General features: G+C 74.0%; 11 protein-coding genes. 3 read left to right on the top strand and 8 right to left on the bottom strand.

Annotated features, from left to right (window positions below):
• Positions 1-43: 43 nt before the first annotated feature.
• The gene (locus QQY24_RS02900) at positions 44-925 is read left to right on the top strand and encodes a diacylglycerol kinase family protein (RefSeq protein WP_301971081.1); all 882 of its coding nucleotides are present in this window, start codon (positions 44-46) and stop codon (positions 923-925) included.
• 225 nt (positions 926-1,150) lie between these two features.
• Here the strand turns inward: QQY24_RS02900 and QQY24_RS02895 are convergent, their stop codons facing one another.
• From QQY24_RS02895 to QQY24_RS02880, 4 genes are all read right to left on the bottom strand, one after another.
• Complete coding sequence (locus QQY24_RS02895; protein ID WP_301971080.1) at positions 1,151-2,209, bottom strand: YihY/virulence factor BrkB family protein; 1,059 nt, start codon at positions 2,207-2,209, stop codon at positions 1,151-1,153.
• A 261-nt stretch (positions 2,210-2,470) separates the two neighbouring features.
• Complete coding sequence (locus QQY24_RS02890) at positions 2,471-2,731, bottom strand: hypothetical protein (RefSeq protein WP_301971079.1); 261 nt, start codon at positions 2,729-2,731, stop codon at positions 2,471-2,473.
• Between the two features lie 234 nt (positions 2,732-2,965).
• Positions 2,966-3,406, bottom strand: a complete 441-nt coding sequence (locus QQY24_RS02885; RefSeq protein WP_301971078.1) for a DUF3618 domain-containing protein — start codon at positions 3,404-3,406, stop codon at positions 2,966-2,968.
• The gene (locus tag QQY24_RS02880; RefSeq protein ID WP_301971077.1) at positions 3,403-3,831 is read right to left on the bottom strand and encodes a phage holin family protein; all 429 of its coding nucleotides are present in this window, start codon (positions 3,829-3,831) and stop codon (positions 3,403-3,405) included. The genes QQY24_RS02885 and QQY24_RS02880 overlap by 4 nt, the downstream gene beginning before the upstream one ends.
• A gap of 343 nt (positions 3,832-4,174) precedes the next feature.
• Here QQY24_RS02880 and QQY24_RS02875 point away from each other — a divergent pair, with 343 nt between their 5' ends.
• Together QQY24_RS02875 and QQY24_RS02870 are read left to right on the top strand one after the other, a co-directional pair.
• On the top strand, positions 4,175-4,585 hold the full coding sequence (locus QQY24_RS02875) for a MerR family transcriptional regulator (protein ID WP_301971076.1): 411 nt from the start codon (positions 4,175-4,177) through the stop codon (positions 4,583-4,585).
• 264 nt (positions 4,586-4,849) lie between these two features.
• Positions 4,850-7,306: a SpoIIE family protein phosphatase gene (locus QQY24_RS02870; RefSeq protein WP_301971075.1), complete on the top strand. Its 2,457-nt coding sequence runs from the start codon at positions 4,850-4,852 to the stop codon at positions 7,304-7,306.
• A gap of 117 nt (positions 7,307-7,423) precedes the next feature.
• On the opposite strand, the gene QQY24_RS02865 is transcribed toward QQY24_RS02870, so the two are convergent.
• The 4 genes from QQY24_RS02865 to QQY24_RS02850 form a co-directional block, all read right to left on the bottom strand.
• Positions 7,424-9,748 (bottom strand): GH92 family glycosyl hydrolase, encoded by a 2,325-nt coding sequence (locus QQY24_RS02865; RefSeq protein WP_301971074.1) that lies wholly within the window; start codon positions 9,746-9,748, stop codon positions 7,424-7,426.
• 251 nt (positions 9,749-9,999) lie between these two features.
• On the bottom strand, positions 10,000-10,434 hold the full coding sequence (locus QQY24_RS02860) for an ATP-binding protein (protein ID WP_301971073.1): 435 nt from the start codon (positions 10,432-10,434) through the stop codon (positions 10,000-10,002).
• A gap of 273 nt (positions 10,435-10,707) precedes the next feature.
• Positions 10,708-11,466: a VC0807 family protein gene (locus QQY24_RS02855; RefSeq protein WP_301971072.1), complete on the bottom strand. Its 759-nt coding sequence runs from the start codon at positions 11,464-11,466 to the stop codon at positions 10,708-10,710.
• Positions 11,467-11,519: 53 nt separating this feature from the next.
• The gene (locus tag QQY24_RS02850; protein WP_301971071.1) at positions 11,520-12,137 is read right to left on the bottom strand and encodes a TetR family transcriptional regulator; all 618 of its coding nucleotides are present in this window, start codon (positions 12,135-12,137) and stop codon (positions 11,520-11,522) included.
• Positions 12,138-12,164 lie beyond the last annotated feature (27 nt).

Genomic DNA, 12,164 nt, shown 5'->3' with positions numbered 1-12,164 from the left:
CCCGCCCCCTCCCGTCACGCTCGTCCGCCCCGGAGGCACACCGATGCGACAGTTCACCGCCGTCGTCAACCCGACCGCGGGCGGCTCCGCCGGGGCGGCGACGCTCCTCCGGCTGGCCCGGCTGCTCCGCGAGGCCGGCGCCCCGCTGGAGACCGAGTACAGCCTCAGCCTCGCCCACGCCCGGGACCTCGCCCGCCGGGCCGGCGAACGCGGCCGGGTGGTCCTGGCGGTCGGCGGCGACGGCATCGCCGGCGGCATCGGCGGGGCGCTCAGCGGCACCGGCACCGTACTCGGGCTCGTACCCGCCGGACGCGGCAACGACTTCGCCCGCGCCCTGGGCCTGCCCGACGACCCCGCCGCCCTCGCCGGGATCCTGCTGCACGGCGAGCCCCGACGGGTCGACACCCTCGAGGTCGAGTCGGCCGCCCACCCGCGCACGGTGGTCCTGGGCAGCGTCTACGCCGGCGTCGACGCGCTGGCCAACCGGCACGCCAACCGCTCCCGCCTGCTGCGCGGCGCCGCCTCCTACTACGCGGGCGGTCTGCGCGCGGTCGCCGCCTGGCGCCCGGCGGACTACCGCGTCACCCTGGACGGCCGGGAGCACGCCCACCGCGGTTACACCGTCGTCGCCGCCAACTCCCCGTACTACGGCTCCGGCCGCCTCATCGCCCCCGCCGCGCGGGTCGACGACGGCCTGCTCGACGCCGTGCTGATCCGCGAGGCACCGCGCCGCCTCTTCTTCGCCCTGATGAACGAGCTGAGGACGGGCGCCCACGTGCACCGCCCGGAAGTGCGGGTCCTGCGCGGCCGGGAACTGCGCGTCGAGGCCTCCCGGCCCGTGCCCTGCGGTGCCGACGGCGAGGTGGAGGCCGTCTTGCCCGTGACGGTGCGGGTACGGCCCGGTGACCTGGCCGTACTGTACTGACGGACTGGCCGGGGGTGGCGCGGGCGGGGGTGCGGGGGACGGCGGCCCACCACGAGCGGGGCGGGCCGCCGTACGCGCTCGGTGCCGGTGCCGGCACCGCTGCCGGCGCGTGCGGCGGGACCGCCGGCGCCGGGCTGCCGCGGTCGCTGGGTGACCGCCTTCCTCGGCGGCAGGGCGGGGCGGGCGGGCAAGGACGCTCCCCTCCGTGACCCGGGGCCGGGCCGGTCAGGCGTCGCCGAGCCGGCGCACGTCCTCCTCGTCCCACTTCCGGGTGTCCCGCGGCTCGGCGTACGGTTCGGTCTCGGGCGGATGGCCCCCGGCGATGGCCCGCTGCCGCACGGTCTCCGCGTCGAACTCCAGGCCGAGCAGGATCGCCAGGTTGCTGATCCAGAGCCAGACCAGGAAGACGATGACGCCGGCCATCGTGCCGTACGTCTTGTTGTACGAGGCGAAGTTGGCCACGTAGAACGCGAAGCCGGCGGAGGCGATCAACCAGATGACGAGGGCGAGGAAACTGCCCGGGGTGATCCACCGCAGGCCCCGCACCTTGGCGTTGGGCGTCGCCCAGTACAGGATCGCGATCATCATGACGACCAGGACGACCAGGACGGGCCACTTGGCGATCGACCACGCCGTCAGCGCCGCGTCCCCCAGTCCGAGCGCCTGCCCGGCCCGGCTGGCCAGTCCGCCGGTGAAGACCACGATCAGGGCGCTCGCCACGGCCAGCACCATCAGGACGACCGTCACACCGAGGCGCACCGGCAGGACCTTCCACACCGGCCGGCCCTCGGGCATGTCGTACACGGCGTTGGCCGTGCGGATGAAGGCGGCCACGTAACCGGAGGCCGACCAGACGGCGAGCGCGATGCCGACGACGGCCATGACGGAACCGGTGCCCGCGCTGCCCTGCAACTGCTCCACCGCCCGCGTCAGGATGTCGCGCGCGGGACCGGGGGCGAGCTGCTTGATGTTCGACAGCAGCTTGTCCGTGGTCGACCTGCCGGTCAGGCCCAGCAGCGAGACGAGCACCAGCAGCGCCGGGAAAAGCGACAGCACGCCGTAGTACGTGAGCGCCGCCGCCCGGTCGGTCAGCTCGTCGTCCTTGAACTCGCGCAGCGAGCCCTTCAGGACCCGGCGCCAGGCGCCCTTGGGCAGTTCGGTGGGCGCGTGCGGCGCCCGCCGTTCCACCTCGGGCCCCGGCCCGGCCTCCTCGGGCGTCGGGGGCGCCGGGGCCTCGTCGCCGTCGTGGTGGTCCTTGTGTCCTGGAAGGTGCGGTTTTGCCATGTCTGCCGGGTAACCCCCGGTCACGCCGTTACGCCCCGCTCGCGGGAGGAGAAGCACCCGGTGGGCGGGGCAGACACCGCGAGGGGCTCGGCACGGGGCCCACCGGGCGGGGGCGGGCGGCACGGGGGCCGCGACGCCGTCCTCGTGCCGGGCGGAACGGGGGCCGGCGTGGGCCCGCAGGGGAAGCAGCGGGCGTTCGGATGCGTTCCGGCCGGCCGGAACGCGGTTCCGCAGGGGTGCGCACCGGCCCCGCGGCGCCTCTCAGCCTCCCTGGCCGGACTCCGCGGACAGCTGCCGCCAGCAGCGGTGGACGTGTTCCTCGGCCCGGTGCACGGCGTTCCAGGAAGCCTCGGCCGGGGGCCCGGCGGCGGGGGACGGGGCGGTGCGGCGCCACGGCGGACGGGCGGCGCCGGCACCGTGCGGCACCGGTCCGCGCCGCCTGTGTGTGGCGGCCCGGCGGGCGGCCAGGACGGCACCGGCCGCCGCGGCGGCCGTCAGGACGGGGAGCGTGTGTACGGACACAGGGAGAGGTCTTTCCGTGCGGGTGGCGGGTTTCTGCCGGGGGAGGGGGCCGGCGCGTGCCGCTGCCGACCCCCGTGCGAGGCCGTCCCCGCCGGGTGGTGCCGTGATCAGCCGGCGGCACCGGTACGGCCCGCGCCGGCCGTGGCCCCGGCACGGGCCGGCCCGCTCGCGCGGGTCCGGCGGCGAAGTGCCCGGGGGCCGGCCGGCCGTGGGCGGCCGGTGCCGCCCGGGGGCTCATCCCTTGCGGCGGCAGACCAGCCACACCACGAGGGCCACGCCCGCGCCCGCCAGCAGCGCGGTGCGGTTGTCGCGGGCCACCTGCGCGTACTGGGCGGTCCTGGCCCGCACCGGCTCGGGCGCCTTCTCCTCCCAGACCGAACCGGCCCGGGCCGCCTTGGCGCGGGTCAGATCGGCGGCCTGGGCGGCCTTGTCCTTGACCGGGTCGGGCAGCTTGTCCTGCACGCGGGAGGCGGCCTCGGCCGCCTTGGCCTTCAGCACGCCGGCCTTGGCGGCGGCCTGTTCCCTGATCTCGCCGGCCTTCTCCTGGGCGCGGGCCTTGACGTCAGTCTTGGCGGCGAGCGCCTCGACCGTCTCGCCGAGCTCGGCGCGGGTCTGCTCGACCTGTTCGCGCAGCTCCTCCGGGCTCTGGGCGGTCTCGTGGGGAAGCTCGGTCATCGGTGCGCACTCTCCTTGATCTCGGCCACGTCGGCCTTGACGTTCTCGATGGTCTGCTCCGGCGTGGGCGGCGCGGCCCGGGAGGCCTGCTTCTTCCCGGTGATCGCCATCACCGCGGCGATCACTCCGAGCAGCGCGGTGACGATGAGACCCGCGGCCCACACCGGCAGCGGCACCGCCAGGGCGGCGATGACGGTGGCCACGAGGGCCTGCAGCATCAGGAAGCCCAGGACCCCGGCTCCGCCGAACATCCCGCCGGCCTTGCCGTAGGACTTGCCCTTCTCCTTCATCTCCGCCTGTGCCAGACGCAGTTCGTTGCGCACCAGCTCCGTGAGCTGCTGCGACGCGCGCTGCACCAGCTCGCCCACCGGCTCGGAACCCGGTGTCCGCGGACCTGATTCGTAGTGTTGCTGCGTACTCGCCACGGCGATCACCTCGCGTCACTTGCTTGTACTGGCCCCCGGGCGCCGCGGCACCCGGCCATCCGCTGAGGGCGAGTACCCCGAAAAGACCGGTTCAGGGCAGGTGAACGCGCTTTTCCCGCCCTGGCGCCGGCGGCTTCCGGCCACCGGGCCCCCGGGCGCGGGCGGCGACGGGGCCGGGGCTCCCGGACGACGCGGGCCGGCCGTCGGTGACCGCCGGCGACTTCGACGCCGAGCGTTCCGGGCAGGCGTGCGCCGAGCGGGCGGGGGAAGCGGGGCTGGTGGGAAGGGGCAGGGATCGCACCGGCCGTCCGCGGGTGCGGTGAGGGACGAGGAAGGGCACTCGGTGAGCGGCGAGTACATGCGGATCGGCGAGGTCGCCGCGCGGACCGAGCTGTCGCTGCGCACGATCCGGCACTACGAGGACACCGGCCTGGTCACCCCCTCCGCCCGCTCCCAGGGCGGTTTCCGTCTGCACACGGAGGCCGACGTCGCCCGGCTGATGGTCATCCGCCGCATGAAGCCGCTCGGTTTCACCCTCGACGAGATGCGTGCTCTCCTGACCGCCACCGACCGCCTCGACTCGGGAGAGGAACTGCCGCCCGAGGAGCGCGCGCACCTGCTGGAGCAGATCCGCGGCTTCGAGCAGGCCGTGCAGCGCAGGATCGAGGACCTGCGCACCCAGCTAGCCCGCGCCGAGGAGCTAGCCGCCACCCTGCACGCCCGCCTCCCGTCCAGCCGGACGTCGTCCCGCTGACCGGGACGGGATCGGACCGGAACGACGTGTCCGAACCGGATCGGACAGGACCGAACCGGATCGGACCGGCCTGGCCGATGTGCGCCGCCCCCGGACGCACGAGGACCCCGTGGCGCGACCGGCGGGGAGTGCCGTGGCGCACGGGTGGTTCCGCCCGTGCAGGGCGGGGTCGTCGCCCGGGGCGACTGCCGCGCAGCACGGCCGGGGAGGGGCTTGAATGGAGGGAGGAAGCGAGACCAGACGTGACCGGCGGAAGCACAGCAGATGGCGAACCCGAACACCTCCGCGTGGGAGCTCGGCGATGCGCGTGCCGCCGGCGAGGCCCTCTTCGTGGTCGACGCCGCGGGACGCGTGGTCATGTGCGGCAGCGGTGTGCAGGGACCGGCGGGCCGGCCGTGGCGGCAGGTGTGCGGGCGGCCCCTCACCAACCTGCTGCTGGAGCCCGTCGGCTGGCCGGAACTACGCGCCCGCGCCGAGGCCTCGGGACCGCAGACGGTGACGCTGCGCGGCGCGGACCTGGCGGACGCCGTGTTCCGCGCCGAGGTGCACCCGCTGCGCACGGCCGGTCGGCCGCACTTCTGGGTGCGCCTGGTCCCCCTGGACGTCGCCCGGCGCCGCGAGGAGAACGACGACCTGGTGCGCGCGCTCTTCGCGCAGCGCCAGGTGGGCCTGTCGATCCGGGACATGGACCTGAGGGTCACGCGGCTCAACATCACCCCGGCCTCCCTGGGACCGCCGAGCGAGGCCGGCGCCGCCATGCACCCCGTCGGGCGGGGCATCGAGGAGGTCCTGGTGCCCGAGGACGCGGCGGCCGTGCGCGCGCGGCTCGAAGGGGTCGCCGCGACCGGGGAACCGCTGATGGACTGGGTGCACCGGGCCCGGCTCCGCCACTCGCCGGAGCGGGAGCGGGTCCTGTCGTTCCAGGCCTTCCGCCTGCACGACGCCCGCGGCACGCCCAGCGGCGTGGCCGTCATCTTCACGGAGGTCACCGAGCAGCAGCTGGCCCGGCAGCGGATGACGATGCTGCAGGCGGCGGCCGAACGCATCGGCTCCACCCTCGACGTCACCCGTGAGGCCGAGGAACTGGCCGGCGTCATGGTCTCGACGGGGTTCGCCGACCTGGCCGCCGTGGACCTCACCCACGGTGTGCTGCGCGGTGCGGAGCCGCAGGGGCTCCGGCTGGAGACCGTGGTGCGCAGGGTGGCCGTGGCCTCGGCGCACGGCCCGTGGCCGGCGCAGGTGCACCCGCGCGGAGCGGACTTCCGGCTCGGCACGCCGGAGAGCGACCACGTGCGCAGCGCCCGGGCCGTCTACAAGGCCGACCTGAGCGACTGGTTCCGGGACTTCGCGGACGACCCCGAGCATGCCCGGCTGTTCCTGCCGCCCGCCGCGGTGTCCTACCTCGTCGCGCCCCTGGTGGCCAGGGAACGGCCGCTGGGCGCCCTGGTGATGTGGCGGACGAGCAGGAACGCCCTGTTCGGCCGCAGCGACGCCGACCTGGCCCAGGAGATCGCGTCCCGGGCCGCGCTCGCGCTGGACAACGCGCGCCGCTACACCCGCGAGCGCAAGACGGCCGAGGCGCTGCAGCGCAGCCTGCTGCCCAAGGGCGTCAAGGAGACCAGCGCGGCGGACACCGTCGGCCACTACATCCCCGCGGCGAGCGCGCAGGACATCGGCGGCACCTGGTTCGACGTGATCCCGCTGTCGTCCTCGCGCACCGCCTTCGTCGTCGGTGACGTCTCCGGCCGCGGACTGGCCGCGGCGGCCACCATGGGGCGCCTGCGCACGGCCATCCACACGCTGACCGACCTCGACCTGGGACCGGGCGAACTGCTGACCCACCTGGACGATCTCGTGGTCCACCTCGCGGCGGACGAAAGCGCGGACGAGGCGTTCGCCGACGAGCCGGCCCCGGAGGGCGCCGCCCGGCCCGGCATGGCGGCGACCTGCCTGTACTGCGTGTACGACCCGGTCGACGGGAGCTGTGAGATGGCCAGCGCCGGGCACCCGCCCCCCGTGCTCGCCGCCCCCGGAACACCCGCCGAGCCGGTCAAGCTCGTCCCCGGACCGGTGCTCGGCAACGGCAGGCTGCCCTTCGAGGCCGTCAGCCTCACCCTCGGCCCCGGCAGCCTGCTGGCCTTCCACAGCACCGCGCTGCTGGCCGGCGGTACCGGGGACGCCTTCGACACGCGGCGGCGGCTGCTCTGCCGGGCGCTCACCGACGCCGCGCAGGGCCGTTCCTCCGCTTCCCAGGCCAGCAGCCTGATCCGCAGGGAGCTGATCACCGCGCCGCTGGACCGGGACGTGTCCCTGTTGCTCGCCCGCATCCACCGCCTGCCCGCCTCGTCCATCGCCACCTGGCGGTTCTCCGGCGACCCGGCCGAGGTGGCCACCGCCCGGCAGCACGTGCAGCAGCAGCTCACGGACTGGGGACTGCAGGAGTTGCACTTCACCACCGAGCTGGTCGCCAGCGAACTGGTCACCAACGCCATCCGCCACGGCGGGGGCGGTGACGTCGCACTGCGCCTCATCCACGACCGGACCCTGGTCTGCGAAGTGGGCGACAGCAGCCAGACCCAGCCCCGGCTGCGCCGGGCCCGGCTGTCCGACGAGGGCGGGCGGGGCCTGTTCCTCGTGGCCCAGATGTGCCGCCGCTGGGGCAGCCGCTACACCACCGACGGCAAGACCATCTGGGCCGAACAGTCACTCACCCCCGACTGAGGCCGTCCCGGCCGGTGCCGGTCCCCGGCAGCGGGAGGCCCGCCGTGCCGGGGCCGGGGGCCGGAGGAGCGGCGGGCCCGTGCCCGGCCGGCGGTGCGGCCTGCCGCCCCCGGGGTGTCACCCGAGCGCCGGCGGCGCGGCCTGCGGTGACGTTCCCCAGTCCGACGGGCGGGGGCCGACGGTGAGGGTCAGCGCCCGGTGCGAACGCAGGGCGTCGGTGGTCAGGTAGGTGCGGCCGTACGCCGCCCCGTCGAGGCGGGCCGACTGGATGTAGCGGTCCGCGGCCGAGGTGCCGGGTGCCGTGAGGGTGAGCCGGCCGTGGGGGTAGTAGCGGCGGTCCAGGGTGAGGTTGACGCGGTCGAAGACGGGGGTGGACAGGCCCCAGGTGTCGTAGCCGGGCTGGACGGGGAAGAGGCCGATGGACGACAGCACGTGCCAGGCGGACATCGTGCCGAGGTCGTCGTTGCCGGTCATCCCGGTGGGCCCGTCGGTGAAGAGGGTCAGCGCCGCGTGGACCACGTCCGTGGTCTTCCAGGGCTGGCCGGTGGACAGGTAGGTGTAGGGCGCGATCAGGTCGGGCTCGTTCTGCGGGTTGTACTTGTCGGCGTCGTAGTAGTCGTACGCGCCTCCGTGCACCCACACCTCGCGGGCGGTGCGCTCCGGGTCCTCCAGCAGCCGGTCGTAGGCGAAGAAGGAGTCCAGGCGGTCGTTGGCGGCGCGCTGTCCGCCGATGAGGTCCACCATGCCGGGCAGGTCCTGCGGGACGAGCCACTGGTACTGCCAGGCGGTGCCCTCGTGGAAGCCCTCGCTGCGGGCCGGGTCGTCCGGTCCGGTGAAGGCGCCGGAGGCGTCGCGGGCGCGGAAGAAGCCGGTCGAGGGGTCGAAGACGTTGCGGTAGCTGCGGGCGCGGGCGGCGTAGCGGGCGGCGTCGGCCTCGTGGCCCAGGTCGCGCGCCATCCGGGCGAGCATCGCGTCCGACAGGGCGTACTCCAGCGTCGCCGAGGGGCCGTGGTCGTAGTCGGAGTCGCCCGGCTTCGCGTGCGGGCGGTCCTTGAGGTAGGGGACGAACCCGTTCGCGAGGTACTCCCGGTTGCCCTCCCGGCCCACGGACGGCGAGTCCGCCGGCGGCACGCCGTCGGCGTTCTTCCGCAGCGCCCGGTAGGCCCGCTCCTCGTAGCCCTTGAGGAGGCCCTGCTGGTAGGCGTTGGTCAGGAAGGGGGTGACCGGGTCGCCGGTCATGATGTTCGTCTCGACGGTGCCGTAGCCCCACTTGGGCAGCCAGCCGCCCTCCTCGTCGATCCTGATCACCGAGATGGCCATGTCGCGGGCCTCGCGCGGCGCGAGCAGGGAGAGCAGTTGGGACTGGGTGCGGTAGGTGTCCCACAGCGACCAGTTCTGGTAGTACGTGAAGCCCTTGGCGCGGTGCACCTCCCGGTCCCAGCCGGTGTAGCGGCCGTCGGCGTCGCTGCCGGTGTTCGGCGCGAGGAAGGAGCGGTACAGCGACGAGTAGAAGGTGCGGCGCTGCTCGTCGCCGCCGCCGCGCACGCGCACGTCGTCGAGCCGGTCCTCCCAGGCCCGCCGGGCCGCGCGGCGCACGGCGTCGAAGGACCGGCCGCCCTCCGCACGCAGGTTGACGGCCGCGCCGCGCGCGTCGACGTACGACAGCGCGGTGGTCGCCTCGACGGTACGGTCCCCGGTGGTGTCGAACCGGACGTACGCCCCGTCGGAACCCGTCCTCGCGCCGTCGGTGACGGTCGATCCGTTCCAGGTGCCGTAGGCCGTGAAGGGGCGGTCGAAGCGGGTCAGGGTGTAGACGGTGTAGGGCAGGGTGTCCTGGCAGAAGCCGCGGCCGGTGAGGGTGGTCCGTACGGTGTGGTCGTCCAGGATCTCCACCCGGGTGGCGACCTTGCGGTGCAGCGACTGGGCGGCGTTGAGCAGGACGTTGGCCTTGTCGGTGGCCGGGAAGGTGTAGCGCTGCACGCCGGTGCGGGCGGTCGCGGTCAGTTCGGCGTCGACGCCGCTGTCCAGGCCGACGCGGTAGTAGCCGGGGCTCGCCTCCTCGTGGTCGTGGCCGAACCCGGCGGCGTAGCGCGCGTAGTCCGTCGAGGTGACGTCGCCGGTGGTCGGCAGCACCGGCAGGTCGCCGCCGAGGCCGCAGCCCACGCCGGAGAGGTGGGTCAGGGAGAAGCCGCGGATGTGGTCCTCGGCGTAGTCGTAGCCGGTGTTGTGGCCGGTGTCGGGGGACAGTTGCACCATGCCGAAGGGCACGGCCGCGCCGGGGTAGGTGTTGCCCTCGTTCTGGGTGCCGATGAACGGGTTGACGAGGTCGGTCAGGCGCGTGCCGGAGGACCCGTCGGCCTGTGCGGTCGCGGGAGCGGTGAGCAGCGCGGTCGCCGCCAGGGTCCCGGCCAGGCACAGACCGAGGTGCCGTTTCCAAGTCATGAAGGCCTCGGGAGGGTTGGGAACGGGGTGGGACGGATGATCGCGGACAGGTGATCGATCCGGTCCAGTACAACGTTGTCATGGACAGTAGTGGGCATGACAACATGGAATGCGGACCCCGTCCAGGGGCGCGGCGAAGCTGATCCTCCATCAGGCCCTCGGCCCCGCGGGGGGACGGGCGCGCGTACGGGCGGGTGCCCCGGTCCCGGCCTTCCCGTGCGGCCCGCGTGGCCGGCGCGGGCGCCGTTCCCTCAGCCGGTGCCCGCCCCGTCGCCCGCGTCACCCTTCGACGGCCGGAAGCAGGCGTGCACGATCTTGCCCGCCGGGCAGGGGCGTGCCTGCCAGGTGTCGGACAGGGCGTCGACCAGGAGCATGCCCCGTCCGTTCGGGCGCTCGAAGTCGACCGGGCGGGGCGTGGGCAGGTGGGAGGAGGTGTCGTGCACGGCGACGTGCAGACACGAGCCGTCCCACGTCAGCACCAGGTCGGCCGCGCTGTGCGCGTGCACGTGGGCGTTGGTGACCAGTTCCGAGATGGTCAGCAGCGCGGCGTCCACGGTGTCCGGCGAGGACTCGGCCCAGTCCAGGGACTGCATGTGCTCGCGCGCCCAGTCGCGCGCGGCTTTGACGGTCGTGTCGAGCGGCAGCGAACGCGCCCAGCCGACCGCCCTCAACGAAGAATCGCTCACCGTTCGCCTCCCCGCGGGAACATCACCGAAGCCGTGTCCGCGCGTGTACCCGCTCCCCGGGCTTCGACGCACCCGGCGCGGAGGCGGGGCCCGCGGTCCTGACCCCGAACCGGGCGGTCGGGGACGCCCTCGACCCGCACCACCTGTCCAACCCCGGCAAGGTCCTCATCCGCGAGGAAGGCACCCGCCGGTGACCGGCACGACCGTCCGGCTCGGCGGCACCCGCGTCCGGGGCGCGGCCCCACGCCGGCGGCACGTCGGCCGGGCGCACGGTCAGGGGCGGGTGTCCGGTGACGCGTCCGGCGTGCCGCGGGAGGAGCGGTGGCCCGGACGCAGATCACCGAAAACCTTCTTGAGGGTTCCGGTGCGGAACAGCACGACCTGGGTGATGATCTGCAGCACGACCCAGGACACGGCGTACAGGCCCGCGTCCAGCGCCGGCACGGTGTCGACGGGCAGCGTGTAGGCCATCACCAGCCGCACCGCCGCGTCGCACAGCAGCCCCACCCCCCACAGCACGGTCAGCGCGCGCCACACCCGGCGAAAGGCCGCGTCGGACGTCCACAGCCGCTCCAGCAGGTCCGCCCGGCCCTGCACCAGGGTGCGCAGCGCCAGGTAGGTGAAGGGACGCGCCATGAACAGGGTGACCAGCAGCCAGACACCGGCGAGCGCGGTGAACAGCCCGTTGCGGGCCAGGGCGATCCGCGGATCGGAGGTGAGCAGGGAGGCCCCGGCGCTCAGCAGCAGCAGGGCGAGGGTGAACACGCCGACGGCGTCCACCCTGCGGTGGCGGACGGCGGAGTACAGCGCGTGCAGGGCGGGTGCGGAACCGCTCAGCAGCAGGGCGACGATCTCCGACGCGCCGGCGGCACGCAGCAGGTAGTAGAGCCCGACGGGCAGGGCGATGTCGCAGACCACCGTCACCACGAAGCCCCAGCGGGACGAGGGGGCGCTGTCGGACGCGGAGTGGTCGTCCTCGCCGTGGGCCGCGGGGGAGGCCGGCGAGTCGGGACGGGACGTGGGGGGTTTCATGAACGTGCTCCCTGTGGAAGGCCCGGAGGCCGCGCGCCGGCCGCAGCCGGATGTCAGGCTGGCCGGGTGCAGCGGTCGAACATGGTCGTCAGCTCCCGGGCACAGTGGTTCAGGTCGACTTCCGCCGTACGGAAGTGGTGGCACAGGACGTTGTCGATGGCACCGCGGATGGCGAGGGCCATCGCGAGGCTGTCGAAGGTACCGAACTCGCCCGCTCTGCGCCCGCGTTCGAGCAGGCTCGCCAGACGGTCCACGGACATGAGGGTGTGCTCGACCTCGTCCAGGCCCGTGATGCGCCGGTCGCGGATCATCGCCACGATCTCCGTCAGCGCCCGCGTGTGGACCGGATACCGGACGACGAACTCGAAGCTGGCCGCGATGTACGCGTTGAGCTTCCCGCGGTAGGTGCGCTCCGTGCCGATGCGCGAGCCCGCCACCGATTCGGCCTGCGCCACGATGGTGCGGGCGGCCTCGCGCAGGAGCTCCGGCTTACCGGAGAAGTGGTACGAGATCAGGCCCGTGCTGCACAGTTCGGCCTGCTGGGAAATCCTGCTGAAGGTGGCCTTCGCATAACCGGCTTCGGCCAGGGTCTCGATGGCTGCCTCAATTATCTGGGCCCTCCGTGCCTTTTGGGTGAAAGTACGAGCGTTCGCCTGAGCTGCCTTGGCCATCATCTATTCAAATCAGCCTGATCGTGT

It is taken from the genome of Streptomyces sp. TG1A-8 (assembly GCF_030499535.1).
Lineage (GTDB): Bacteria > Actinomycetota > Actinomycetes > Streptomycetales > Streptomycetaceae > Streptomyces.
The sequence above is the reverse complement of the archived record's forward strand: the minus strand, read 5'-3'. Positions and strand labels throughout refer to the sequence as shown.